The organism is [Clostridium] scindens, from assembly GCF_019597925.1.
Classification (GTDB): Bacteria; Bacillota; Clostridia; order Lachnospirales; family Lachnospiraceae; genus Clostridium_AP.
Map to the genome: position 1 here is coordinate 2,810,622 of NZ_CP080442.1, position 24,141 is coordinate 2,834,762.

Annotated in this window: 26 protein-coding genes and 1 riboswitch; of the genes, 3 read left to right on the top strand and 23 right to left on the bottom strand. The window is 51.1% G+C overall.

The window, feature by feature from the left end; genetic code table 11:
• Positions 1-94: 94 nt before the first annotated feature.
• Genes hemB through K0036_RS13440 form a run of 3 tightly spaced genes read right to left on the bottom strand, consistent with a single transcriptional unit; the run spans position 95 to position 3,958 of the window.
• Positions 95-1,072 carry a porphobilinogen synthase gene (gene hemB / locus K0036_RS13430; protein ID WP_025642864.1) on the bottom strand — a complete coding sequence of 326 codons (978 nt, stop codon included), beginning with the start codon at positions 1,070-1,072 and terminating at the stop codon, positions 95-97.
• Complete coding sequence (gene cobA, locus K0036_RS19270; RefSeq protein WP_220429961.1) at positions 1,069-3,480, bottom strand: uroporphyrinogen-III C-methyltransferase; 2,412 nt, start codon at positions 3,478-3,480, stop codon at positions 1,069-1,071. The genes hemB and cobA overlap by 4 nt, the downstream gene beginning before the upstream one ends.
• Positions 3,473-3,958, bottom strand: coding sequence for a precorrin-2 dehydrogenase/sirohydrochlorin ferrochelatase family protein (locus K0036_RS13440; protein WP_025642863.1), 486 nt, complete (start codon positions 3,956-3,958; stop codon positions 3,473-3,475). Before K0036_RS13440 ends, cobA begins: the two co-directional genes overlap by 8 nt.
• A gap of 110 nt (positions 3,959-4,068) precedes the next feature.
• On the opposite strand from K0036_RS13440, the gene K0036_RS13445 reads away from it, so the two are divergent.
• Both K0036_RS13445 and K0036_RS13450 read left to right on the top strand, forming a co-directional pair.
• On the top strand, positions 4,069-4,536 hold the full coding sequence (locus K0036_RS13445; RefSeq protein ID WP_025642862.1) for an NAD(P)H-dependent oxidoreductase subunit E: 468 nt from the start codon (positions 4,069-4,071) through the stop codon (positions 4,534-4,536).
• A gap of 106 nt (positions 4,537-4,642) precedes the next feature.
• Entirely contained in the window at positions 4,643-5,428 is a 786-nt protein-coding gene (locus tag K0036_RS13450; RefSeq protein WP_220429962.1) for a sirohydrochlorin cobaltochelatase, read from the top strand.
• A gap of 20 nt (positions 5,429-5,448) precedes the next feature.
• Here the strand turns inward: K0036_RS13450 and K0036_RS13455 are convergent, their stop codons facing one another.
• From K0036_RS13455 to K0036_RS13475, 5 genes are all read right to left on the bottom strand, one after another.
• Positions 5,449-6,261, bottom strand: a complete 813-nt coding sequence (locus tag K0036_RS13455) for an energy-coupling factor ABC transporter ATP-binding protein (protein ID WP_173693877.1) — start codon at positions 6,259-6,261, stop codon at positions 5,449-5,451.
• A 20-nt stretch (positions 6,262-6,281) separates the two neighbouring features.
• Positions 6,282-7,190: a cobalt ECF transporter T component CbiQ gene (cbiQ, locus tag K0036_RS13460; RefSeq protein ID WP_173693878.1), complete on the bottom strand. Its 909-nt coding sequence runs from the start codon at positions 7,188-7,190 to the stop codon at positions 6,282-6,284.
• 3 nt (positions 7,191-7,193) lie between these two features.
• Positions 7,194-7,520: an energy-coupling factor ABC transporter substrate-binding protein gene (locus K0036_RS13465; RefSeq protein ID WP_220429963.1), complete on the bottom strand. Its 327-nt coding sequence runs from the start codon at positions 7,518-7,520 to the stop codon at positions 7,194-7,196.
• Positions 7,510-8,280, bottom strand: a complete 771-nt coding sequence (locus K0036_RS13470; RefSeq protein WP_025642857.1) for an energy-coupling factor ABC transporter permease — start codon at positions 8,278-8,280, stop codon at positions 7,510-7,512. The genes K0036_RS13465 and K0036_RS13470 overlap by 11 nt, the downstream gene beginning before the upstream one ends.
• 162 nt (positions 8,281-8,442) lie before the next feature.
• A riboswitch (cobalamin riboswitch) is annotated at positions 8,443-8,657 on the bottom strand.
• Positions 8,658-8,701: 44 nt separating this feature from the next.
• On the bottom strand, positions 8,702-8,941 hold the full coding sequence (locus K0036_RS13475) for an HPr family phosphocarrier protein (protein WP_025642856.1): 240 nt from the start codon (positions 8,939-8,941) through the stop codon (positions 8,702-8,704).
• A gap of 112 nt (positions 8,942-9,053) precedes the next feature.
• On the opposite strand from K0036_RS13475, the gene K0036_RS13480 reads away from it, so the two are divergent.
• The gene (locus tag K0036_RS13480; protein ID WP_025642855.1) at positions 9,054-9,977 is read left to right on the top strand and encodes a LysR family transcriptional regulator; all 924 of its coding nucleotides are present in this window, start codon (positions 9,054-9,056) and stop codon (positions 9,975-9,977) included.
• Here K0036_RS13480 and K0036_RS13485 read toward each other — a convergent pair.
• Genes K0036_RS13485 through cobI form a run of 15 tightly spaced genes read right to left on the bottom strand, consistent with a single transcriptional unit; the run spans position 9,956 to position 24,126 of the window.
• Entirely contained in the window at positions 9,956-10,600 is a 645-nt protein-coding gene (locus K0036_RS13485; protein WP_173693880.1) for a precorrin-8X methylmutase, read from the bottom strand. The two genes, K0036_RS13480 and K0036_RS13485, sit on opposite strands and share 22 nt — an antisense overlap.
• Positions 10,601-10,604: 4 nt before the next feature.
• Entirely contained in the window at positions 10,605-12,128 is a 1,524-nt protein-coding gene (locus K0036_RS13490) for a cobyric acid synthase (protein ID WP_220429964.1), read from the bottom strand.
• A complete protein-coding gene (locus tag K0036_RS13495) occupies positions 12,110-13,162 on the bottom strand; it encodes a pyridoxal phosphate-dependent aminotransferase (protein ID WP_220431319.1) in 1,053 nt (350 codons plus the stop codon). The genes K0036_RS13490 and K0036_RS13495 overlap by 19 nt, the downstream gene beginning before the upstream one ends.
• A 40-nt stretch (positions 13,163-13,202) precedes the next feature.
• A complete protein-coding gene (gene cbiB, locus K0036_RS13500; RefSeq protein WP_256184177.1) occupies positions 13,203-14,144 on the bottom strand; it encodes an adenosylcobinamide-phosphate synthase CbiB in 942 nt (313 codons plus the stop codon).
• The gene (locus tag K0036_RS13505; protein ID WP_252998320.1) at positions 14,032-14,709 is read right to left on the bottom strand and encodes a histidine phosphatase family protein; all 678 of its coding nucleotides are present in this window, start codon (positions 14,707-14,709) and stop codon (positions 14,032-14,034) included. The genes cbiB and K0036_RS13505 overlap by 113 nt, the downstream gene beginning before the upstream one ends.
• On the bottom strand, positions 14,706-15,083 hold the full coding sequence (locus tag K0036_RS13510) for a bifunctional adenosylcobinamide kinase/adenosylcobinamide-phosphate guanylyltransferase (protein WP_220429966.1): 378 nt from the start codon (positions 15,081-15,083) through the stop codon (positions 14,706-14,708). Before K0036_RS13510 ends, K0036_RS13505 begins: the two co-directional genes overlap by 4 nt.
• Positions 15,080-15,862: an adenosylcobinamide-GDP ribazoletransferase gene (locus K0036_RS13515; RefSeq protein WP_173693883.1), complete on the bottom strand. Its 783-nt coding sequence runs from the start codon at positions 15,860-15,862 to the stop codon at positions 15,080-15,082. Before K0036_RS13515 ends, K0036_RS13510 begins: the two co-directional genes overlap by 4 nt.
• On the bottom strand, positions 15,859-16,425 hold the full coding sequence (locus K0036_RS13520; protein WP_173693884.1) for a bifunctional adenosylcobinamide kinase/adenosylcobinamide-phosphate guanylyltransferase: 567 nt from the start codon (positions 16,423-16,425) through the stop codon (positions 15,859-15,861). Before K0036_RS13520 ends, K0036_RS13515 begins: the two co-directional genes overlap by 4 nt.
• On the bottom strand, positions 16,422-17,480 hold the full coding sequence (gene cobT / locus K0036_RS13525) for a nicotinate-nucleotide--dimethylbenzimidazole phosphoribosyltransferase (protein WP_220431320.1): 1,059 nt from the start codon (positions 17,478-17,480) through the stop codon (positions 16,422-16,424). The genes K0036_RS13520 and cobT overlap by 4 nt, the downstream gene beginning before the upstream one ends.
• Positions 17,455-18,858 carry a cobyrinate a,c-diamide synthase gene (locus tag K0036_RS13530; protein ID WP_220429967.1) on the bottom strand — a complete coding sequence of 468 codons (1,404 nt, stop codon included), beginning with the start codon at positions 18,856-18,858 and terminating at the stop codon, positions 17,455-17,457. Before K0036_RS13530 ends, cobT begins: the two co-directional genes overlap by 26 nt.
• Positions 18,855-20,849 carry a precorrin-6A reductase gene (cobK, locus tag K0036_RS13535; RefSeq protein ID WP_220429968.1) on the bottom strand — a complete coding sequence of 665 codons (1,995 nt, stop codon included), beginning with the start codon at positions 20,847-20,849 and terminating at the stop codon, positions 18,855-18,857. The genes K0036_RS13530 and cobK overlap by 4 nt, the downstream gene beginning before the upstream one ends.
• A complete protein-coding gene (gene cobJ / locus K0036_RS13540) occupies positions 20,836-21,573 on the bottom strand; it encodes a precorrin-3B C(17)-methyltransferase (protein ID WP_025642845.1) in 738 nt (245 codons plus the stop codon). Before cobJ ends, cobK begins: the two co-directional genes overlap by 14 nt.
• Positions 21,566-22,612: a cobalt-precorrin 5A hydrolase gene (locus K0036_RS13545; RefSeq protein WP_220429969.1), complete on the bottom strand. Its 1,047-nt coding sequence runs from the start codon at positions 22,610-22,612 to the stop codon at positions 21,566-21,568. Before K0036_RS13545 ends, cobJ begins: the two co-directional genes overlap by 8 nt.
• Positions 22,613-22,639: 27 nt before the next feature.
• On the bottom strand, positions 22,640-23,434 hold the full coding sequence (gene cobM, locus K0036_RS13550) for a precorrin-4 C(11)-methyltransferase (protein WP_173693887.1): 795 nt from the start codon (positions 23,432-23,434) through the stop codon (positions 22,640-22,642).
• Entirely contained in the window at positions 23,431-24,126 is a 696-nt protein-coding gene (gene cobI, locus K0036_RS13555) for a precorrin-2 C(20)-methyltransferase (protein ID WP_220429970.1), read from the bottom strand. The genes cobM and cobI overlap by 4 nt, the downstream gene beginning before the upstream one ends.
• Positions 24,127-24,141: the final 15 nt, after the last annotated feature.

Consider the following 24,141-nt stretch of genomic DNA (forward strand, 5'->3'; position numbering starts at 1 on the left):
TATAGCATAATCTACTTTGCATTAAGACGGTAATAATATTGAGGAATCCGTATTAAGATTCCATTTAGACCGATATTTTTGTCTTGCTTTTTTCCTATCCTATGCGCCCTTCTTCCATATAGCCGGCCAGCTCTTTGGCAAAATAAGTAAGATAACTCTGGGCGCCTGCGCGGTACGCGGCAACTGCAGTCTCGCAGACAATCTGCGCCTCATCAATCCAGCCTTTTTGCGCCGCCGCCTTGATCATGGCATATTCTCCGCTGACACTGTAGGCGGCAATTGGAAGATTTGTGGCCTCTTTCGCGCGGGCAATCATATCCAGATACGCAAGCGCCGGTTTCACCATAATAATATCTGCGCCTTCTTCTTCATCCAAAAGCACTTCCTTGATGCCTTCCCTGCTATTGTGATAATCCATCTGATAACTTTTCCGGTCTCCGAAAGCCGGCGCAGAATCCGCCGCGTCCCTGAACGGGGCATAGAACCCGGACGCATATTTAACGGCATAGGACATAATCGGCGTATTTACATAATCATTTTCATCCAGAACTTTTCTTATGGCCTTTACCCTCCCATCCATCATATCGGAAGGCGCTACCATATCAGCACCGGCTTGCACATGCGACAGCGCCGTCTTGGCAAGTACTTTAAGCGTGGAGTCATTCTCTACGCTGCTGCCGCATAGCATTCCGCAGTGGCCGTGGGAGGTGTATTCGCACAGACATACATCCGTAATATAGTACAAGTCCGGGAAGCGTCTCTTTGCCTCCTTCAGCGCCCTCTGGATGATTCCATCCTCCGCGTATGCCTGGCTCGCCTTCTCATCCTTATGTCCGGGAATCCCGAACAGCATAACCGCATTAACGCCAGCATCGCTTACCTGTTCGAGTTCATAGAACATCTGGTCAACGCTGTATCTGTACTGGCCGATCATGGAAGGAATCTCTTCCCGGATTCCCTCACCTTCTCTTACAAACATTGGATAGATCAGCGAGGATTTGTCTATTCTCGTCTCTCTCACCATTTTCCTTAGTGCTTCATTCTGCCTTAATCTTCTGGGTCTCTTTATCATCTTTCTGTCTTAATCCTTTCTATCAGTGCTATCAAGTCGTCAATCGTGGCCTTGCTTGCCACATAACAATCCAAGCCATATTTTTGGGCCGTACGGGCTGTCTGCTCCCCGATGCATGCAGCCTTGATCTTCGAATAGTCCGCGCCCTTGCTGACGGCGGCAAATCCTTCGACCGTGGAACTGCTGGTAAACGCAACGCAGTCGATCTTTCCCTTTTCAATCTCTTCCTTCAGGTCGAACCCTTTGCATTGCTGGTATATAGTGGTATAAATCGGAATATCATCCACTATGGCTTTTGCCTCTTGCAAAATCGGCACCAGTTGCGGATTTGCTATGGCTGCTCTTGGCACAAGTATCTTCTTTTCCTCTATATCCTGCCCAGCCAGCAGTCTTGCAAGGGGCACTCCGTCATAGACCTTGGGCATCAGATCTGCATGAATGCCTTTCTCCCTCAAGGCCCGCGCCGTCCCCTCGCCGATCACGGCAAATCTTGCCGCATGCAGGCGGCGGACATCCACCTTCGCCTTTTCCATCTCCTCAAAGAATATACGCACGCCAATCTGGCTGGTAAAAACAATCCAGTCATATGCTTCGATCTTCTCAAAACTCTCCTTAAGCCGGCGATTCTTCTTCACCGGAATCGTATCGATTGCCGGGACTTCCAGCACATCCGCACCCAGCAGCCGTAACTTTTCTGCCATAGATGACGCCAGTTCCCTTGGCCTTGTCACCAGAACCCGCATCCCCATCAGGGGAAGTTCTTCATACCAGGAAAGCATCCCTGACAGCGCGCACACCTTTCCTACCACGATAATCGCGGGCGGACGTATGCCTGCCTCAATTGCAGCCTCCGGCAGGCGCGCTACTGTGGACACCACCTTCTTCTGGCTGGCAGTGGTTCCTTCCTGGAGTACCGCCGCAGGCATCTCGGGATCTATCCCTGCTTCCAGAAGGCTGGCCATGATCTGTGGAAGCGCTGTTACCCCCATCAAAAATACCAGCGTTCCTTCCGATTCCACCAGTGCCCGGTAATTGACCGGCTGTTCCTGTCCTTCCTTCTGATGCCCAGTCACGATATGCAGGGAAGATGCATAATCCCTGTGGGTAACTGGAATTCCATTGTATGCCGGAACTGCCAGGGAAGAGGTCACTCCCGGCACTACCTCAAATGGAATTTTATGGCGCGCCAGTTCCTCCAATTCTTCTCCGCCTCTTCCGAACAGGAACGGATCGCCCCCTTTAAGCCGCGCTACCTTGCAGCCTTTTTTCGCCTCCCTGACCAGAATCTGGTTGATCTCCTCCTGTGGTATGGGATGATGGCCCGCCACTTTCCCAACGTCGATAAAGGTCTTATCCTTCCGGATCGACGCCAGGATATCCTTGCCGACCAGATGATCGTATACGACTACATCCGCATCCTCAAGCACTGCCTGCCCTTTCAACGTCATAAGTCCGATATCTCCCGGGCCTGCTCCTACCAGCCATACTTTTCCCTGGCATTTCCTTCTTTGTTCTAAATCAGGATTTCCATATTCTGCTTCCATGCTGATAGCCAGCTCCCTTCCGATCTTCTCTGCTTCTTCTACCGGGCCCCTTTTCGAACCGATGGCATAACTCCCTGTCTCTTCCATATAGTAAAGGCCTTTCATCAAGACCTGGCCATCTATCACTTCTCCATAGGCTGCGACCGGCGAGGAACAGCCACCGTCCAGATACCGGACAAAAGCCCGTTCCCCCTTGGCAATATATGCATCTTCTTTTTTTCCGTATCCTTCCAGAAAATCATAGTCCATGTCTATCCTCCCCTGCACCGCCATCGTTCCCTGTCCTGCAGCAGGAAGGATCTCATCCGTGGAAAAATACCGGCTGATCCGGTACTCAAGGCCCAGCCTTTTCAGGCCTGCCGCTGCCAGAATCAGCGCGTCATATTCTCCCCGGTCTAGTTTTTCAAGCCTGGTGATCACGTTCCCTCTGATGCTTCTAAACTCTGCCTCTTTAAACAGCCTCTCTGCCTGGATCCTTCTCCGGAAGGAGGAGCAGCCGATGATCCCGCGTCCATCCCATTCTTCCACGCCTTTTGGAAGCACCAGCACGTCACGCACATCTTCCCTGGGGGAATACCGCACGATTGGAATCACCTTTGATTCATCCATTGGCATATCTTTCAAGCTATGTACTGCAAGGTCTATCCGTCCGTCAAGCAGCGCCTTATCCAGTTCCTTCACAAACAGGCCCTTGCCTCCGATCTGATCCAAGGTCACATCCAGACGCTTATCGCCGGTTGTCTCCATCGTCATCATTTCCAGCTCTATCTCCGGATGGCTGCGCCTGATATGCTCCATTACCTTTTCCGTCTGGATAATTGCCAGCCGGCTCTCTCTGCTTCCTACTACGATCTTTCTACTCATTTATACTTATATCCTCTTTTTCTAAATCTTTTAACGCCAGCCGGATCTTTCCTGCCGCCTTTCTGGCTTTGGCATGATCCTGGCCGCTGGCTGTGATTCCGGCCACAACATTGCCCTGGATGGCAACTGCGGGAAAGTAAAAATCGCACAGTTCCTTCTTGTGCGATGTATTAACCAGAATCCCTCTCTTCCTGCAGCATCTGGCAACCTCTTCATTAAGGGCCGCATCGTTGGTAGCTGCCAGTACGATATCTGCCGTATCCAGCAGGCTTTCATGATAAGTACCCCTGTACCACTGCAAGACTCCGTCCTGCTCAAGCTGACGGATCTCCTGCTCTGCTTCCGGGGCGGCCACCAATATGTCCGACGCAAATGCAGCCAGCGTGCACGCTCTCCTTGCAGCGACCTTTCCTCCGCCTACAATAACGATTCTTTTCTCTGACAAATCCACAAACATGGGAAAAAATGGCTTTTTCATACGCATTCCTTTCTTTCAATCACTTTTACTATCATAGCATATGTTTTATAAAATTTCAGCATACTAACAGCAGTACGATTATTACAGACTAAACGGAGACGATACCTATTATGGACAATGCTATATTACAGGAACTCTACGATTATTATAAAGAAGACCCTTCTCTTTCCCAGTCGGAACTGATCATCTCCATGCTGACGCGGATACAGGAGGCTGTTGGATACGTATCCAAAGACGTTCAGGAAGAGGTGGCCCGGCTCGCGGGAGTAAACCGCGGCTATGTGGCTGCCATCATCAAGAACCTGCCCCATCTGCATGCACAGGCATTCCGCCATGAGATCCGTGTCTGCATCTCCGACAGATGCAAGGCCAGAGGAGGTTCCGATCTTTTGAAAAAACTACAAGAACTCCTCAAGATCAAGCCTGGCCAAGTGACAAAAGACGGCGTTTTTCTGCTCAATACCGAATACTGCATGCACAACTGCATGCATGGCCCGAATCTGAAAATAGACGGACGCATCTATGAAAATGTACAGATATCTCAATTGCCGCAATTATTGGAACAACTCCGGCATTAATCGTTTGACAGTTTCTCTCCCTTATTGTATGATAACAATCAGCAGCGGCCAAGTCCGGCAGGACTCCGCGAATATTACCACGACTTTAGTAAGGAGAGACGAATATATGGATGCAAAAAAAGGAATTCTTGTGGTCAGTTTTGGAACCAGCCATCCCACAACCCGGGCTGCCACGATTGACGCGATCGAAGACAGCATAAGCAAGGCCTTTCCCCATATCCGGGTTTATCGGGCCTGGACCAGCAAGATGATCATAGCCAAGATCAGGAAAAACACGATGGAAAGAATCCCCACCGTAAGCGAGGCCCTTTGCCAGATGGCTGAGGACGGGATCACAGATGTATATATCCAGCCCACCCACGTAATTAACGGAATCGAAAATGACCAGATGAAGGCAGATGCCATGGCGCTTAAGGACTCCTTTCACTCCATTTCTTTTGGAATGCCGCTGCTATCTTCCACGCAGGATATGGAAGAACTGATCCATATAATCACAGAAGCATTTCCATCACTGGCAGATGACGAAGTCCTGATCCTGATGGGCCACGGAAGCGACCACTACACCAATACAGCCTACGCGGCGCTTGATTATATGTTTAAGGAGAAGGGCCACCCCAACATCTATGTGGGGACGGTAGAGGCTTATCCCTCTCTGGATCATATCCTTTGCAGGCTGCCGAAAAAGAAAGTACGCAGAATCCACCTGACTCCGCTCATGATCGTTGCCGGAGACCACGCCATCCATGATATGGCCGGAGATTCCAATGAATCCTGGGCCAGCATATGCAAAGATGCCGGATATGACGTAGCCTGCCATCTGACCGGACTTGGCGAATATCCTGCTATCCGCCGCCTCATCATCCGCCATCTCTTTAGCGCCCTGAATCCATAAGGCTGTCTGTTTTGGACGACTTATTCTTTCCCTGCGCCGCTTCTTAGTTCTCCAATCGTTCTGGGAAGCGGATGCAGGCCATAGATCTGTCCAATCTGGAATAATAAAGGTTTCTCTAAGCCGCATCTGTCCAGCAAGCCTCCCCGGGCAAATAGTTCTTCAGGCCTGCCGTCCGCCTCCAGCATTCCATCATGAAAAACCAAAATCCGATCCGCCCATTCCCAAGCAAAATCAACATCATGAGTTGCAATCACAAGTCCCATTCCCTGTTGGCTCATCTTATCAAGATTTCTCTTAAGCATTCTGCAGTTGGAAGGATCCAGACTGGATGCCGGCTCATCCAGCAGCAGCATCCGTGGGCGCATAGCCAGTACATCCGCAATACTCACTCGCTTCTTCTCGCCCCCGGACAGGTAATGAGGCGCTCTACGGCGAAAGTCCTCCAGTCCCATGCTGCCAATTGCATCTTCTACTCTTTCCCTTACTTCGCCCTCCGGTATCTTCAAATTCATCGGGCCAAAACTGACCTCAGCCTCAACGGTGCCTGCAATCAGCTGACTGTCCGCATCCTGAAACACCAGTCCTACCTTCTGGCGCAATTCCAGAATCTCCCGTTTTTTCCAATGAATTTCTTCCCCGTCCAGGAATATCTTTCCTGTCTGAGGCTTAAGAATCCCGTTAGCACATAGGAAAAAGGTACTTTTCCCTGCCCCATTATTCCCCAGGATGGCAATCCTCTCCCCCTGGTAGATCGTAACATCCACATTTTTTAAGGCATCCCGTTCTCCGTCATAACTATATGAAACCTTTTCAAATCGTAATATTTCTGCCATCATCTTCTCCTATCACAGACCTATCTGGCCATCACGCACAACGCAAGTTCCAAGACTGCCAGGAATAGGGCGCCTGCGACATATATGGGCTTCCATTCTCTCCTCGTCTCCAGGAACCGGATGCTTCCGTCAAAACATCGACTTTCCATTGCGTCAAAGTTACGGCTGGCCTGACGATAACTGTATGCCAGCAAGTTCGAATAGATCCTTCCTGTCGTCCGGATGCCGGTGGGATAATCCAGATAACCCAGCCTGCTCATCGCCGAGTTCTTCATAGCATCATGCATATGGAACAAAAGGAAGATGTACCGGTAGATCAGATACATCAGTTCCGTCACCACATCCGGGCAACGCAGCCTTCTAAGCACGCCAATGATCTCTGACAGCGGCGTGCTCAGGCTAAGCAAATATAATGCGCTGACCGCTCCCAGCGCTCTTGCCATTACCAGCATAGCCCTTGCCTGTGCCGCCTTCGTCACGCACAGATAACCTATTCCGATGAAAATACTAAGATCCCCTTTATCGGAAGGGCTATACTCCCACAAAAGCGCAAGGCCGCTGAGCATTAGGAAGGACAGCGGCACGGCAATCAGCTGGAGGTAGGTACTTATCTTTACTCCTCCTGCGAATATGGCTGCCAGCGCAAGAACAACCGCGATCTGGATCCCTATCACCGGTTTTCCTGCACAGATACTGCTTGCCATCAGACTGATGGCAAGCAGTATCTTAAGAAGAGGAGGCACTTGGGATAGCCGGGACCTTCCTGCCAGCTGGTCAATCTCGACTCTATTTTCTTTGCCGTGCCCATGCCCGCTCCACAGGAATAGTCCTGCCGCGCAGACGCATAGCAGCAGCAAGGCTCCATTTGATATGTAATTATAAAACAGGCACCAGACCACGCTGGCCGCCAGGAATCCCGTGATAATCATCTTCTACTCATCCTGCTTCATATATTTCTTTCGAGCCACCAGGTACCCAAAACAGTAGGAGATAATGCCTACTCCAATCCCTGTCTGCACGCAGAAGATCAGGCTTTCGATCTCTCCCGGAATCTCTCCTCCAATAAACCTTTCAAGAACTGGCGTAAACCATGGCGTATATTCCCTGCCTGTCACTTCATCGACCATCTGGCTTCCCGCATCATCGCTGCCTCCAAACTCCGCTCCTTTCCTGGCGATAAAGGGAACGATAATCAGCAGAAGGCTTACAATGATTAAAATAATTACAAGTGTCTTGTTTGATTTCTTACTATCTGGCATCTGCTTTCTCCTTTCCCATAAATCCGATCGCGCGAAGTTCAGGTGCTGCGAAACTCTCCATGCCCATGATGATCAATACGGTAAGAATTCCTTCCAAGATTGCAAGCGGCAGCTGCGTAGGCGCAAAAACGCCCAGGAATTTGACGGCGCTTAAAGCCACGCCTCCGCTGGCGCTTGGATATGCCACTGCCAGCTGGATGCTGGTTACGCAATAAGTCAGCAGATCTCCCAGACATGCTGCTAAAAATATGGTTGCCTTCCTGTTCCAGTTTAATTTCTTACCAATTGCATAAATGCCAAAACTTAAAAACGGTCCCGCAATTGCCATGCTGAAAGTATTCGCTCCCAGCGTGGTCAGACCGCCGTGCGCCAGCAAGATTGCCTGGAATAGCAGCACAATGATGCCAAGCACGCTGACTGCCGTCGGTCCAAACAGAATGGCTCCCAGCCCGGTTCCTGTCATATGGCTGCAGCTGCCCGTCACGGACGGAATCTTCAGAGAAGATATGACAAAGATAAATGCGCCTGACATAGCAAGCAGAATTAGCGCCTTTCTCTGCTTCAGCATGGTATGGCGAAGGCTGATCACGCCCGCAGCCAGAAACGGGATACTGACGGCCCCCCAGGCAATGCAGTGACCGGCTGGCAGATACCCCTCCATTATATGCATGGCCTGCGAATCGAACCCACACAAATATAGACCAGCGGCAAATGCGGAAAAGAGCCATAGCCTTTTTTCTAATTTTGTCCAGTTTTTCATGTTGCTTCATTCCTCCTACTTCATGTTATAGTCAGGGATTTCCTTCTATGCGCAGGAATCTATATTTCTGCATGCAAAAAGGCTATGGCAATCTCTACATTTATTGCCATAGCCGTATTTCTATGCAAACAAAACCAATTGCTCCATCCATTCTATGAAACAATCAGCAATCCCTCTTCTTGTAGGTCTTCTGACTCGCGCTTACGACACTTGCTTGAAGTCCCAGCGCCTGCATTCTGCCTTCTCGGTTTCCCAATGACTGGCTTTCGCCAACGAATGACAGGCTCGGCGCATACAGCGGCGGTACCGTCCAGGATTCGCACCTGATTCCCTTGTCCATTCATATTGCTGCTACCACAATATGACCACAATGAGTTCCTAATTTATTTGCTTTTGAGTTTACACCATCTTCCACTATCTGTCAATGCAATTCAAAGTTCCCGAAATACCTGTCCGTCAGGCCTTCATCCTCCCCGTTTACCACCAGATGCATCGGCATCCCCATCTGGATCGTCATCATTCCCATTAAAGATTTTCCGTCAATGACGACTCTCTTATCCGAAACATCCTTTACATCTATATCTGACTTCATTTTTTGGCACGCTTTGCAGAAACTTAATATCTGTCCCGGCGTGACAAACTTTACCGTCTTTTTTACCATCCTGATAACCTCCTCTTTTCCTTATACCTTTTGTAGTATATAATGAGATTCAGAAATTGTATAATACATATATGAAATAGTTGATATATCATATATGCATAACGGAGGTATTATGGAAATCACCTATGATTACTACAGGATATTTTATTATGTGGCCAAATACAAAAGTTTCTCTAAAGCGGCCACCATACTGATGGGCAGCCAGCCCAACATCTCCCGCTTTATGAGCAATCTGGAGAGCCAGCTTGGCTGCAAGCTCTTCATTCGTTCCAACCGCGGAGTGACCTTGACCCTGGAAGGGCAGAAACTGTACCACCATGTCTCCATCGCCTTCCAGCACCTTCAGGCCGCCGAGCTGGAACTGGCTCAGGACCGAAGCCTGGAACATGGAATCCTGACCCTAAGCGCCAGCGAGATCGCGCTCCACTTACTGCTTCTGCCTGTCCTAAGCAAATTTCACCAGACCTATCCGGGCATACGGCTGCGGATCTCCAACCATTCTACGCCTGAGGCGATACAGGCCGTCAAGTCCGGGACCGCGGACCTGGCCGTGGTATCCACACCTACGGATATCCATGACCCGCTAAGGGCGCGGTTACTTTTAAAGGCCTCGGATATCCTGGTCGGCAACCGACAGTACGATTTTCTGGCAAAAGATCCGGTACATCTGGCTGAGATCGTCCGATATCCTTTCATTTGCCTGGGCAAGCATACGACCACCTATGAATTCTACTCCAAATTCTATCTGGAGCATGGCCTGATCCTGTCTCCGGATACAGAGGTGGCCACTATCGACCAGATACTGCCGATGATCCTGCATAATCTGGGAATCGGGTTTCTGCCGGAGAAACTGGCCAGAGACGCGATCTCAAAAGGGGAAGTGGTCAAGATCCCCTTAATCGAACAGATCCCACAGCGCAACATCTGCCTGGTTGAAGACAGAAGCGCGCCTTTAAGCATTGCCGCCAATGCCTTAAAGCAGATGCTCCTGTCTAGCGTAGGCCAAAGCCAGGATCAGGATCTGTCCAGCATATAAATCAACGCATTGCAGATACAGGCGGCAATATTGCTTCCGCCTTTTCTGCCCCTCGCCACAATATAGGGCGTATCTTCAAGACTCAGGATCAGCTCTTTCGACTGCACCACGTTCACAAATCCCACCGGAACTGCGATTACCAGTTCCGGTCGAATCTTTCCCTCTTGAATCAATTCATAGAGACGGATCAGCGCCGTGGGCGCATTCCCGACAGCAAAGATCAGTCTCTCCTCTAAGGCGCAGGCCTTTTCCATGCTTGCCACAGCCCTTGTGGTTCCCTTCTCTTTTGCTGCCGATGCCACGTCTTCATCGGACATAAAGCAATATACCTTTCCGCCATATTGTTCCAGTCGTTTTTTGTTGATGCCGGAGCGGCCCATCTGGGTATCCGTGACAATAGACGCTCCATTTCGAATCGCATGCAGGGCTTTTTCGATCACGCCTTCGGAGAATGACAGATTCCTTGCATAGTCAAAATCCGCGCTGGTATGGATGCATCGCTTTATGACCGGCGCCTGCTCCGCCGGAAGGCAGATTCCTTCCTGCTCTAATTCTTTTGTGATGATGGCAAAACTTCTGGCCTCTATGTCCTGTGGCAGAACGTTTTCAATTTCGATCTTCATCCCGTCAAATCCCCCCTTCCAGAATCTCGTATATCTTCTCCATATCCAGATGCCTCCGAAGGCCGTCTGCAAGCAGATCATACTGTCTTTCTTTGAATTCCTTTAAATCTACAGCCTTCAGATCGTCCAGGGCAATTCCCTTTCTTGCCGCCAGCGCCCGAACAACGGCTGTCACCACGTCTTCCCGGTCAAAGATTCCATGGATATACGTTCCATATACGTTCCCCAGAGAGACTCCATCCATGCTTTGGCGTGTCCTTTGGCTGAATTCCTGCTTTCTGGCGCAGTTCTTGATCTCGCTCATGGCTGGCAGGCTTGATCTCGTCTCGCCCATGTGGATCTCGTATCCTTCAAAAGATATGCCCTCCAATCCAGCCAGAATCCCCTCCACCTTCAGGAATCTTCCATCCACCCGGGTTCTGGTCTTTTCCTTTGTAAATATGGTCTCCAACGGAAGCAGCCCCATTCCTTTCATCGTGCCGCCGGCCTCGATCCCCTCCGGGTCTCTTAAAATATCGCCCAGCATCTGGTATCCGCCGCAGATTCCCCAGATTGCCGTTCCCTGGGACGCTGCCCGCACCACTCTGGCTTCCAGCCCGTTCTGACGCATCCAGCGCAGATCTTCCATTGTATTCTTAGTTCCGGGAAGGATAATCATGTCCGGAGAGCCAAGTTTCGACGGATGATCCACATATCTAAGGGACACCCCATTCAGATTCTCAAGGAGCATAAAATCCGTAAAATTAGAAATCCTGGGCGTGCGTATAACCGCGATATCAACGCGCGCGCATTCTTTTTGTCCATGAAACCGCTCTGTCAGGCTGTCCTCATCTTCAATCTCCACGTCAAGGTACGGCGCGACTCCCACCACCGGGATCCCCCCGCGTTCTGCAAGCATGTCTATCCCCGGATCCAGAATCGTCTTATCGCCGCGGAACTTGTTGATAATCAGCCCTTTGACCATCTCTTTCTCATCCTCGTCAAGCAGCATCAAGGTTCCCAGCAGCTGGGCGAAAACGCCGCCTCTGTCAATGTCCCCTACCAGCAATACCGGGGCCTTAGCCATCTTTGCCATCCCCATATTGACGATATCATCCTCCTTCAGATTAATCTCGGCAGGGCTTCCCGCCCCCTCGATCACGATAATATCATACGCTTCCTCCAGCTGGCGGAAAGCCTTCTTAATATCCGGTATCAGCTGCTTCTTATAGGCAAAATACTCTCTTGCGCTCATGTTTTTTTGAACTTCTCCATTGACGATCACCTGGGAGCCCATGTCATTGGTTGGCTTTAAGAGTATCGGGTTCATCTGCACCTGAGGCGCAATGCCTGCCGCCTCTGCCTGCACCACCTGGGCCCTTCCCATTTCCAGTCCCTCTTCCGTGATAAACGAGTTCAGCGCCATATTCTGCGACTTAAAAGGCGCCACCTTATATCCATCCTGTCTGAATATCCGGCACAATCCTGCGCAGATCAGGCTTTTGCCTGCATTGGACATGGTCCCCTGTATCATAATCGTCTTAGCCATGCTGCCATCCTTTCGTTCTCTTCTTTTGTTCGGACCGCAATCCGGTAGTATCCCGGCGCAAGTCCTTCATAATTTCCACAGTCTCTGATCAGGAGGCCTTCCTTAAGCGCCTCCTCATAAAGCCCTTCTTTTGCCTGAAAGAAGATGTAGTTGGCTTTGGATCCGAACACGGGGCAGCCATTGCCAGACAGCACTTCGATCAGTCCTCTCTTCTCTTTTTCCACATAGTCCCTGGTCTTTTCCAGATACTCTTTACAATCCTTCAGGGCCGCGACTCCGCAGGCCTGGGCCAGTACCGACACGTTCCATGGCTGTATGACGTCTGTCATCCTAGACAGCAGCCCCTTATCAGAACTGATCCCATAGCCAAGCCGCAGGCCCGGCATGCAGAATATTTTGGTAAATGCCTTGATCAGGAGCAGGTTGGGATAGGCTCCTCTTGCCCCGGCCATCTCATACTTATGGGGCTTTGGCAGAAAGTCCAGGAAGCATTCGTCCAGCACCAGAAGCACGCCGCAGGACCGGCATTTATCCAGAATCTTAAGAAGCAATGGCTGATCCGTCAATTCTCCCGTCGGGTTATTGGGATTGCACAGGAACATCATGCCAATGTCCTTTGTAATCTCCTCCAGGATATCCTCCTTTACCTTGTATCCGTCAGACTGGGCCAGCCTATAGTACCGGATATCCGCGCCTGATGCCACAAGCGCCCGGGCATATTCGGCAAAGGATGGCGCGCAGACCAGCGCCTTTTTCGGACGAACGGCCAGCACCGCCGCAAAAAACAGTTCCGCAGCCCCGTTGCCGCAGATGATCTCGCCGGACGATACCCCCTCAAAGCGCCCGATTGCTTCTTTTAATTCCTGGCAGCATACATCCGGGTAATGCACAATATCCCCTGCATGTTCATGAAGCGCTTCCAGCACCGCGTCCGGAGGTCCCAGAGGATTGCTGTTGACGGAATAGTCTGTTACGTTCCTGTTCCTGTATATGTCTCCTCCATGAATCTGTATCTGCCTGGCCTGGCCGTTCATTCTTTCCTTTTCCACCTTGTCTCTTCCCTTCTCTTACTCTTTAAATGGTCATCAGCAGTGCCAGTATGACAACCTTTGCCGTCAGAAATACTCCCGCCGCCAACACTGCCGTGCCATATAGCAGTTTATGGGATCTTCTGATATCTTCCGGCTCCACTGCCCTTATCGCATCGCCAATGCTGGGCTTCTCATACAATTTTCCAAAATACCACGCATTTCCCGCAAGCCTGATATCCAGGGCTCCCGCCATCACAGACTCTGTCTGCGCCGCATTGGGGCTTTTATGATTATGGCGGTCCCTCTGATAGATACGGATGGCGTTGCGCCAATCCAGCCCCAAAATGCCAGCCGCACCGATCATCAGCCAGGCGGAAAGCCTGGCTGGAATGTAATTGGCCGCATCGTCCAGCCTGGCTGCCGCCGTTCCAAAGTACTGGTATTTCTCATTCTTATATCCGATCATGGAATCCATCGTGTTGACAGCCTTATAGGCAAAGCCAAGCACGGCACCTCCGATCATCATATAAAACAAAGGAGCGATCACGCCATCGGAGGTATTCTCCGCCACCGTCTCTACAGCGGCTTTTGTCACTCCTACTTCGTCAAGGCTGTCCGTGTCCCTTCCCACGATCATGGAAACTGCATTCCTTCCCGCTTCAATCCCTTCTTCCTTTAATGCCCGGTATACCTTGTCACTCTCTGTCTTTAAGGACTTTACCGCCAGAATCTGGTAGCACATGAAGCCTTCCGCCAATATTCCAAGCCACCACTGTATCCGATAGGCTGCGGCAAGAATCAGGATGGGCACTGCCACGCTTATGACTACGCATGCCGCCGCCAGTATGGCTCCTCCAATCCTCTCGCCCCACTTAGATTTCGGCAGGCAGTTTCTTATAATTCTTTCTAATATTGTAATCAGCAATCCGATCATCCGCACCGGATGATAAAGCCACCTGGGATCGCCCAGGATCAGATCCAGCACAAATCCCATCAGCACTGGGCAAATCATTCGTAATAACAAGTTCATATCCTTCTCCATTTCCCACCTGAAACTCAAAATAACTGCCTTTCGGGCAGGCGTAAGCATCCATAATGCTCATGATCGTGCCTCCATGCACGATAAGAGCCGCCGTCTCTTTCTGTGTCTCTCTCATATCTTCCAGCACTTTATCAAATCCCCTCAGGCTCCTCTTCGTGAATGCTTCTTTGCTCTCTCCTTGCGGAAAAGGCAGTGTCCCGTTGCTGTCAACCCACTGCTGGTAATACGGGTATCCGGAAAGTTCCTGATAATTCTTATTCTCAAACAAGCCAAAATCGCACTCTGCCAGTTCCTCAATAACCAAAGGCCGCATATCCGGATAGATGATGCCAGCCGTCTGAAGGCATCGCTTCATAGGACTAGCATAGACCTTGTCCACCCGGGGATATGTCCTGCCTTCCAGAAGTTTTACGCCCTGTGTGCACAGAGGCTCGTCTGTCCGTCCGATATACCGCTTCCGTCGATTGCCCTCGGTGATGGAATGGCGGATCAAATAGATTTTCATCATCCCTTGATCCTCGTTCCAATTCCACAGGATACCCGCCAGACCTCTTTTGCGTTCGCGGCCAGCTTCGTGCATACTCTCCCGGCTGCCTCCCGGTACTCCCGCAAAAAGGCGTCTACCGGCACGATTCCATAGCCGATCTCATCGGTTATGACCACCGCCCCGGGGTTCCTTCGCATCAGCTTCTCCACAAGATCATCCACATCCTGTCCTTTTTCCAGCATCCGCCGGATATAAGCATGAAATCGTAAAATGCCCTGGCACTCATAGAGATCCGCAAAGTCGCAAGTTTCCCCGTCCGTCCACCTGATCTTTGGAAACAGGCTCTCTGCAAATGCCGCCTTCCCCTGGTATGCTCCGCCAACAATCAGTATCATCTTAACACTCCTTCCACAAGAATCACGCAGGCCGCCATAATCAATTCACACATCTGCAGGAAGTATCCCGCCAGATCCCCGGTAATCCCGCCAAATTTCTTAAGGGACATGCGATAATAATACAGATACATTCCTCCTGCCCCCAGAAGCGCGCCTGCGCCTGCAAGCCCTCCTGCCGCCAGCATCGCTGCGATCAGTCCTGCCAGATATAAGAGCAGAACGCTTCTGGTGGCCTTCCTCGCCGCATTCTGGGAAAATGTGGCGGCAAGCCCCTTTTGACGCGCCTGCGGAAATGTGATGACCGACAGTCCGCTTAAGGTCCTGGATAACATGAATCCGAATCCAATCACTACGACAGCGCGGGAAGTCAAGGCAGAATAGACTGCCACATACAGCATTAGATAGACTGCGCAGGATATGATCGCAAAGGCTCCTGCATGGGAATCCTTCAGAATCTCCAGCCTGCGCTCCCTCGGCTGGTAAGAACTGAGGGCGTCCTGAGTATCCAAAAAGCCGTCCATGTGGATGCCCCCAGTAATGATGATTGGCGCCACTACCATCAGTATGGTGAAAAACAGGCTTCCATAATCAATCCCATAACTTGCGAGCCATTCTTCCAGATGATAAATCCCCCATGTTACGATCCCTATAATACCGCCTATCCATGGAAAAAAACACATAGCATAGGATGTATTTTCCTCTGTCCATTCGCTGTGCGGCATGGGAATCCTGCTATACATGGAAAATGCTATTTTAAAACTGTTCCATAATCGTTTCATGATCTTTTTATCTCCACCGGTATTCCATAGACGACCTCTGTTACCATATCCGCCATGTCAGCGATCTTCTGGTTGACCTGGCCTATAAGCATCCGGTATTCTTCTGTCTCCTTGCTATAGTCATTCACATCACAATTCACTTCATTCGTCACGATAGCCAGACGATCCGTATACTCCGCCAGATGCCGGATGCCTTTTAGAATTGCTTCCCGGGTTTCCTTTACGTCCTTTATCCTTCCATTCTGTCCATAGAGTTCGTTTGCCGCAAGATTGGAGACGCACTCCAGCAGGACTCCCCGGTTCCCGGGAATATTGGCGTCTGCCAGGTTTCTCGGGCACTCCAGGGTGACGAATCCCTTTCCTTCCCGCAGGCGTCTATGGCGCAGGATCTTTTCCATTGTCTCCCTGCCATAGGGGATCATAGTCGCCACATAAAGATATACGTCTTTGGAGGCATAATCATTGGCTGCACTTTTTCTAGCTTCGCCTTCCGCTCCAAGAAGCCAGTCTTCTGCATAGGCGGACTTGCCGCTTGCGCTCCCTCCTGTGATCAGATGTATCATGACTCTTCTCCTAGTTCCTTATAGTCTTCAATCTTGTTGTCGCTGAATGTACTCATCTTCCGGTACACTTCTGCTGCCATCTCAAGAATTGGAAGATACGCCACTGCGCCGGTTCCCTCCCCTAGGCTCATGCTGCAGCACAAGGGCGCCGACATGTCAAGTTCCTTAAGAAGGGCCTGCATCCCCGGTTCTTTCGACGCATGGGATGCGAGGATGTATCCGCCTGCGGCCGGGCACATCCGGACTGCCGCCAAGGCTGCCGCCGCAGATATGAATCCGTCCATCACCACGGGAACCTTGTAGTACGCGCCGCCTAAAAATATCCCTGCCATACCGCAGATATCGAATCCGCCTACCTTTGAAAGGACATCCAGCGCATCCGCCTTATCTGGCCGGTTCACAGCGATTGCCTTCTTGATTGCTTCAACCTTTCGCCTCAGTCCATCCGTACTAAGTCCGGCTCCCCGCCCGGTCATCTGCTCTGGCGAACATCCGGTAAGCACGCTGGCTATGGCGCTGCTGGTGGTGGTGTTGCCGATTCCCATCTCGCCGGTAGCCAGAATCTGGTAGCCTTCATTTTTTGCCTTCCCGGCCAGCTTGACGCCTGTCATCACTGCCTGTACGGCTTCTTCCCTGGACATGGCCGGTCCCAAGGCAATGTTCCTGGTTCCATAGGCAACTTTATAATCCGGAACCTTCGTAGCCGCAGCCATTCCAATGTCAATCGGAAACAAATCCACTCCTGCCTTCTTGCACATGATCGCCGCGCTGGTATTGCCGGTAAGGAAATTCTCTGCTACGATCGCCGTCACTTCCTGACCGGTCTGCGTCACGCCTTCCTCTACCACGCCGTTGTCTGCGCACATCACGATCAGCGCCTTTTTGTCCAGGCGCACATCTGCATTTCCGGTCATGCCGGCAACCTTTATTATATCTTCTTCCAGCCTTCCCAGGCTGTGGAGGGGCTTGGCAATGGAATTCCAGCGCTTCCCCGCTTCTTCCATCGCCTTCCTGTCAATGGGCTCTATACTATCTATTATCTTCTCTATGGTCATCATTCTTCCTCTTTCTGCATGCTTCCAGAAATGCTCTGGCAACTTCCTGGTTTCCATCGTAATGGATATGGGGATATCCTGCAAGCATAGTGTCCGTGCTGACCATGCATTTCCAGGAACGCTCAGACAGCGGCTTCCTGGCCGTGTACCCTTCCCCGCATCTGTCAGCGTCATAATAATGAAATTCATGGGCCGGTATATCGCCGACATCTTTTCCAAATGCCTGCCCGCCCGTCAATGTAATATATCCGAACCGCTTAAGCCTTGGAGTGGGATAGCATTTCCCTTCCAGGACTCCAGCCATGGGATAGCGTTTTCCATCCGCATCCTCCATCTCTTCCATCAGATACATGAATCCTCCGCACTCTGCCATGCAGGGCATCCCTCCCGTGACTGCCCGGCGAATGCTCTCACGCATTCCGACATTCCTGCTAAGGGTCTGGGCATAAAGTTCCGGGTAGCCGCCGTATAGCAGAAGGCCGTGCAGATCTGCCGGCAAAGCCGCATCATGGAGCGGAGAAAAGGGAACCAGGCGGATCCCCCAGTCCTGAAGCAGGCGGAGATTCTCCTGGTACATAAAGCAGAAAGCCTCATCCCTGGCAAGTCCGACCCGGACTTCTTCAGTTCTGCCTGTCTTCCTATTCCTGCCGCTTGCCTGTTCTTCCTGCACCTCTATCTCTGGCGCAGTCTCTGCAAGGCTAAGCATCCTGTCGATCTCCAGCGTCTCTTCCAGCGTCCGGCTGATCCGAAGCAGCCGCTCTTCAAGTCCATCTACTTCATGCGGCATCTTCAATCCCAGATGCCTGCTCTCAAGTTCGCAGTCTTCAAGGACAGGCACATACCCCAGGACTTCTATCCTCGTTTCTTTTTCTATCATCTCTTTCATCCGCCCATACATCATCGGGGACAGGCGGTTTAAGATAACTCCTTTGATATGGCTGTCTTCCTGGTAGTTAAGAATCCCCTGGATCACAGGTATGACAGACTTGCTTGCCCCCTTGCAGTCCACGATCAATACCGCCGGCGTATCCGTGGCATCCGCCACGTCATAGGCGCTGGCCTCGCAGGATATTCCTCCCAGGCCGTCATAATACCCCATCACCCCTTCGATCAGGGCAATCTCCATTCCCCTTCCTCTTCTTGCCAGGATGGAGCGCACTTCGTCCCTGCCGCACAGGAACGTATCCAGATTCTCGCTGTCCATCCCCAGCACCGCTTTATGGAACATCGGATCTATGTAATCGGGGCCGCACTTAAAGGGAGCACATCTTACGCCTCGATTCTTCAACGCCTGTAGAATCCCGCAGGTGATCATCGTCTTTCCCGTTGCGCTGCTTAAGGCTGTCATCATCAGTCTTGGCACACGTATTACGCTCATGCTTCTTCATCCTTCTTCCCATGCAATGTAAAACTAATCACCGTCACCGGGTTCAGCCCCAGCATCATGTGATACCTCCCGGCCTTCTTCGATCTGGATACAGAGATCTGGACGATCTCTTCTTCCGCGACTGGCAGTTCCTCCATACAGTGTTTTGCTTCCGTTAACGTTTCCAGCGTGATCGTATTAATGACTACCCGCGCCTTTTTATTCTTCTGATAGACCGTATCCAGGATTCCTTTCAGATTCCCCGTGCTGCCGCCGATGAATACGCAGTCCGGCGCCGGAAGGCCCAAAAGCGCATCCGGGGCCTCACCCTTTACGATCACCAGATTATCTGCCTTCATCTTCTTTTGGTTCTTTTCAATCAATTCAATGGCCTCTTCCTTTTTCTCAACGGCATATACGATTCCATCCGTCACCCTAAGCGCAGCCTCCACCGCTACGGAACCGGTGCCCGCGCCTACATCGTAGACCACGGAATCCTTCGCGAGACGCAGTTTTGAGAGAGAGATGCTTCTTACTTCCTCTTTCGTCATGGGGACATCTCCCCGCATAAATTCGCCATCCGGCAATCCATGCACTGCCATTCCTTTGCAAGTATCCGGATTCTCCACATAGATTACGGCAAGATCTGCCCCCTGGTATTCCTGAAGGGATTCTGCCGTTCCTTCTATGATCTTCTCGGTGTCATAGGAAAGATCTGCGCCTACGCAGACCTTCAGGCTCCCATATCCGTATTCTGCCAGTTTTCTGCAAAGGCTTCGAACACTCTGGGCTGATCCTGCCAGGATCACCGTCTTTTCATGCTCCCTGACTGCTGCAAGGATATTATCCTGCCTTCCATGCAGGCTTCTTAGTGCCGCATCCTCCCAGGATACGCCGAGTTTCGCGCAAAAATACGCCACGGAAGAAATGCCTGGAATGACCCTGGCCTCTATCTGAGGCTCGTCTTCCAGCCTCTTAAGAAGCCTGGAAGCCCCACTGTAGAATCCCGCATCCCCGGACAAAAGCACGGCTACATTCTCATATTCGGGATGTTCTTTGATATAATTGACGATTTCCTCCGGCTGATAGGAAGCATACGTATGCTGCCGCTGATCGGCTGTTTCCAGCATCCTTTTTGCACCGATCAGCAGCCGGGCCTTCTTGCACGCCTCTTTTCCCTCTGCCGTCAAGGTCTCCGCCGTTCCCATTCCAATACCCACCAGAGAAACTTTCCACTTGTCCTGTAAATTTATTTCATTTTTAAGAAACTTAATAACTTCCTCCAGACTCATTCCCGCTTCCTGCTGGGGCCTTCCTATCACCACCAGGCCAACGCCGGCCATGGCTGCTGCCTCGCATTTTTGCGGATATCCGCCGGCAATGCCGGATTCCTTCGTTACCAGATAGGAAATCTTGTATTCTCTTAACATCGCCAGGTTCATTTCCACAGAAAACGGTCCCTGCATACAGATGAGGTGGCGGCCCCGGATTCCCAGTTCCTCGCACTTAACTGCCACATCCCCTACAGACAGGACTCTGGCAAAGATACGTTCCTGGTAATCGGTCAGCCTGGTATAGTTCTCCAGTTCTTTGCTTCCTGTCGTAACCAGAATATTTCCGCTGGTACCCTCCAGGTATTCCACGGCTGCCTCCACATCCTCTACGCACACAGACTCCCCTGCCTGTCCTGCCTCCCGGAGAAGCCTTATATATGGAGCTTTCACCTCTATGCAGGCACGCTTGATATTCTCTGTCACTTCCTTTGCGAAAGGATGTGTCGCATCTACCACATAGCGGGGGGCAAATTCCTTTATAAGCTCCCGCATCTGGCATTCGTCCAGCCTTTGGTGGGATATGCTCAAAAGCCTGTTTTTAGGAAGCAGGCTCTCCCCATAGGGCGTTGCCACGCATGCATGGACTTTGACTTTACGCTCCACCAGATATTCTGCTAATTCTCTTCCCTCTGTCGTTCCCGCGAACAACAGAATTTTACTCTCTTTCATACTGGTATCCTCTCGGCGTTATCATCTTGCCGTCAATAACCCTTGTCTTGCAGTTTCCTATGAACACGGTAGAAAACATATCCGCCTTTGCGTCTTTGAGTTCCTGCAGGCTCAATATCTCCATGCTCTCGCCTTCTCTTGCTATATTCTTTACAATGCCGCAGACCGTATCCTTTTCTTTATAGGAAAGCATCAGATCACAGGCTTTCCGCAGATAGTCGCTCCGCTTCTTGCTGGAAGGGTTGTACAGGCAGATTACAAAGTCTGCCAAAGAGGCAGACACAATTCTTTTTTCAATCTGCTCCCAGGGGGTCAGAAGATCGCTCAGGCTGATCATACAGCAGTCATGCCCCAAAGGCGCGCCCAATACAGCCGCCCCTCCCAGCGCGGCCGTGACGCCGGGAATAATCTCCAGCTCCACCTGGGGATACTCCGTCCCAACCTCATACATCAGGCCTGCCATCCCATAGATGCCGGCATCTCCGCTGCATACCATGGCTACCTTCTTTCCTGCCGCCGCTTCCTCATAAGCCATGCGGCAGCGCTCTACTTCCTGCCGCATAGGCGTATTCCGATATTCCTTGTCCGGAAACTCCTTTTTCAGCAAATCCGTATACACAGTATATCCAACAATTACCTGGCTCATTTCTATAGCCCGAACGGCCTTCACCGTCATCTGCTCATAGGCACCCGGGCCCATTCCCACTACATAGATCTTATTCAAACATAATCCCCCAATCCCTCTGCGCAATTGCTACCGTAACTCCGTCATCCACTTGCTTCTCTACCGCCAGCCTGCCATTGCCGCTGGCATATACGGCGCTTCTTTCACATACGTTATCAATTCCTGTAATCTTTTCTACAAACGCAGAAGCATGGAATTCCCCTTCTGCCTTTAGAAGTTCTCCGGCGCTGTAAGTTTCCAATTCCAGGGAATGGTTTCTGCAATACCTCAGAATCCCTTCTTCCCCAGCTTTTATATCGATACTTGCCAGTTTGCAAAGGCTGCTTTGAAAAATGCCTTCTCTATTTAAAGTACGCTCAATTGCCTTCTCTATCTTTCCCGCGTCCGTCCCCTTTCTGCATCCGATTCCAACAACCGCTGCCCGGGGCACCAGATACAGCGTATGCCTCCAGCCGGGATTTTTGCGGATGCCGATGCATATGTCCGGCTCTTTCTCCTGGCTTTGTACATCCATCATCCGGATTCCCTTTGGAGGTTCGCCCTTTATCTGGTTCTCTTCACAGGTACAATCCACGATGATTTCCTCGCCCGCCAATAATCTGGCCGATATCCGCTTAGCCTTCGCCATGTCCTCAATCCACAGATGATTCTCCTGGGCAAACTTATCCACTGCCCACAGGTGATGAATATCCGTAGCCGTAGTGATCACAGGCGTTCCTCCTATTCTGGCGGCAAGCGAAACAGCCAATTCATTGGCGCCGCCTATGTGCCCGGACAGAATCGGAATCATGTAGCTGCCTTTTTCGTCTGCCACCAGCACGGCCGGATCGCTCGTCTTGGATTCCACATAAGGAGCTATCGCGCGCACGGCGATTCCTGCTGCGCCAACATAGATCAGGGCATCGCGCTTTCGAAACATCCGCCCCGTCCATTCGCCCAGGGATTCTGTTATGGAACCCTGTACTCCATTGCATTTGATATCTGTTGTTACTTCATATCCTTCTTCAGATAAATATCCGGCAATCTTGTCCGCAAGTTCTTTCCCATTTCTGGTAAAACTGATCACTGCTATCTGCATCCTGCCTGTCCTTCCTCGTTCCCTGATTCAATCCTTCCCATCGCCCGCTTCCTGCTGATTCCATGGATGTCCGGCCTTTCGGTACTCTGTCGTAAATGATGGGTCATAGAGTCTGGATCTTTCATAGTCCTGATGAAGCACCACTTCTCCTACGATGATCAGCGCAGTCTTCGTAATCCCGTATTTTTTTGCTGTCTCCTCTAATGTTCCAACCGTACAGATATGCGTCTCTTCCTCCGGCCAGCTGGCTTTGAATACGATTGCCGCCGGCGTATCCTGGCGATATCCTCCCGCAATCAGCTGATCCGTCAGTTCCTTAAGCAGTCCTGTACTTAAGAATAATACCATAGTCGCGCCATGGGATGCAAAGGATGCGATCCGTTCTTTCTCCGGAACCGGCGTCCTTCCCTCCATCCTGGTAATCACCACGCTCTGGGATACTTCCGGCAATGTATATTCCAGGTTCAATGCTGCCGCTGCCGCGCAGAATGAACTGACGCCAGGACAGGATTCATAAGAGATCCCCAGCTGATCCAGAATATCCATCTGCTCCCGGATCGCGCCATACAGGCAAGGATCCCCGGTGTGAAGCCGGACAGTCTTAAGCCCTTCTGCCTCCGCCTGCTTCATGACCGCTATCACTTCCTCCAGCGTCATTACCGCGCTGTTATAGATTCTGCACGCTTCCCCCGCTTCTTTTAGCAGTCCCGGATTTACAAGGGATCCTGCATATATGATTACGTCCGCCTCTCTAAGAAGACGCTGGCCCCGGACGGTAATCAGATCTTCCGCCCCCGGGCCTGCTCCAACAAAATGTATCATAATGGCTCTCCTTCTTCTTTTACAAACAGCAGCGTGTAATATCCGGCATCTTCCGGTATCTGCTCTGCCCCATAATAAATTCTTTCCTGCTCCATCCCGCAGTTTTCAACCATCGTCACTTCGGCCGGATGATGCTTTAATACCTCTTTTACTTCCGGAAGCTTTCCTCCTGCCTTCATTAGCACTTTGGTGCCTGGAAGCCGCAGCGCCTCCTCGATCTGATAGGAAGCCGGTATGATATGGATCTGCTGCGCCTTGCTGGCAATATCCATCTCAAGCCGCGCGGCAGCGGCGCAAAAAGAGGTGACACCGCTCACAATCTCGGTCTCATATCCTGCCTCCTTCACAATATTGTGCAGATAGATGTAGGTAGAGTAAACCGTAGGATCGCCAAGGGTCAGAAATGCCACCGCCTTTCCTTGATCCAGATACGCTTCCAATATTCGTGCTCCATCTGCATGGCTCTTTTTTAACCTGTCCTTATCCTTCGTCATAGGCATATGGATTCCCAGTATCTCCTTTTTTCGAATTGCCGGGCAGGCACCTGACGCGATCTGGTATGCCACCGTATTTTCCGGCTCTTTCCCCGGGACCGCAATAACGTCGCATGCCTTTATCACCTGAACTGCCTTTAACGTAAGAAGTCCCGGATCCCCGGGCCCTACTCCTACTCCATATAACTTTCCTGCCATTTGTATCCCTCTCTC

Excerpts from the sequence above, each read along its gene's own strand:
- hemB (WP_025642864.1), bottom strand. The coding sequence starts at position 1,072 with ATGATAAAGAGACCCAGAAGATTAAGGCAGAATGAAGCACTAAGGAAA.
- cobA (WP_220429961.1), bottom strand. The coding sequence starts at position 3,480 with ATGAGTAGAAAGATCGTAGTAGGAAGCAGAGAGAGCCGGCTGGCAATT.
- K0036_RS13440 (WP_025642863.1), bottom strand. The coding sequence starts at position 3,958 with ATGAAAAAGCCATTTTTTCCCATGTTTGTGGATTTGTCAGAGAAAAGA.
- K0036_RS13445 (WP_025642862.1), top strand. The coding sequence starts at position 4,069 with ATGGACAATGCTATATTACAGGAACTCTACGATTATTATAAAGAAGAC.
- K0036_RS13450 (WP_220429962.1), top strand. The coding sequence starts at position 4,643 with ATGGATGCAAAAAAAGGAATTCTTGTGGTCAGTTTTGGAACCAGCCAT.
- K0036_RS13455 (WP_173693877.1), bottom strand. The coding sequence starts at position 6,261 with ATGGCAGAAATATTACGATTTGAAAAGGTTTCATATAGTTATGACGGA.
- cbiQ (WP_173693878.1), bottom strand. The coding sequence starts at position 7,190 with ATGATTATCACGGGATTCCTGGCGGCCAGCGTGGTCTGGTGCCTGTTT.
- K0036_RS13465 (WP_220429963.1), bottom strand. The coding sequence starts at position 7,520 with ATGCCAGATAGTAAGAAATCAAACAAGACACTTGTAATTATTTTAATC.
- K0036_RS13470 (WP_025642857.1), bottom strand. The coding sequence starts at position 8,280 with ATGAAAAACTGGACAAAATTAGAAAAAAGGCTATGGCTCTTTTCCGCA.
- K0036_RS13475 (WP_025642856.1), bottom strand. The coding sequence starts at position 8,941 with ATGGTAAAAAAGACGGTAAAGTTTGTCACGCCGGGACAGATATTAAGT.
- K0036_RS13480 (WP_025642855.1), top strand. The coding sequence starts at position 9,054 with ATGGAAATCACCTATGATTACTACAGGATATTTTATTATGTGGCCAAA.
- K0036_RS13485 (WP_173693880.1), bottom strand. The coding sequence starts at position 10,600 with ATGAAGATCGAAATTGAAAACGTTCTGCCACAGGACATAGAGGCCAGA.
- K0036_RS13490 (WP_220429964.1), bottom strand. The coding sequence starts at position 12,128 with ATGGCTAAGACGATTATGATACAGGGGACCATGTCCAATGCAGGCAAA.
- K0036_RS13495 (WP_220431319.1), bottom strand. The coding sequence starts at position 13,162 with ATGAACGGCCAGGCCAGGCAGATACAGATTCATGGAGGAGACATATAC.
- K0036_RS13505 (WP_252998320.1), bottom strand. The coding sequence starts at position 14,709 with ATGATGAAAATCTATTTGATCCGCCATTCCATCACCGAGGGCAATCGA.
- K0036_RS13510 (WP_220429966.1), bottom strand. The coding sequence starts at position 15,083 with ATGATACTGATTGTTGGCGGAGCATACCAGGGGAAGGCGGCATTTGCA.
- K0036_RS13515 (WP_173693883.1), bottom strand. The coding sequence starts at position 15,862 with ATGAAACGATTATGGAACAGTTTTAAAATAGCATTTTCCATGTATAGC.
- K0036_RS13520 (WP_173693884.1), bottom strand. The coding sequence starts at position 16,425 with ATGATACATCTGATCACAGGAGGGAGCGCAAGCGGCAAGTCCGCCTAT.
- cobT (WP_220431320.1), bottom strand. The coding sequence starts at position 17,480 with ATGACCATAGAGAAGATAATAGATAGTATAGAGCCCATTGACAGGAAG.
- K0036_RS13530 (WP_220429967.1), bottom strand. The coding sequence starts at position 18,858 with ATGAGCGTAATACGTGTGCCAAGACTGATGATGACAGCCTTAAGCAGC.
- cobK (WP_220429968.1), bottom strand. The coding sequence starts at position 20,849 with ATGAAAGAGAGTAAAATTCTGTTGTTCGCGGGAACGACAGAGGGAAGA.
- K0036_RS13545 (WP_220429969.1), bottom strand. The coding sequence starts at position 22,612 with ATGCAGATAGCAGTGATCAGTTTTACCAGAAATGGGAAAGAACTTGCG.
- cobM (WP_173693887.1), bottom strand. The coding sequence starts at position 23,434 with ATGATACATTTTGTTGGAGCAGGCCCGGGGGCGGAAGATCTGATTACC.
- cobI (WP_220429970.1), bottom strand. The coding sequence starts at position 24,126 with ATGGCAGGAAAGTTATATGGAGTAGGAGTAGGGCCCGGGGATCCGGGA.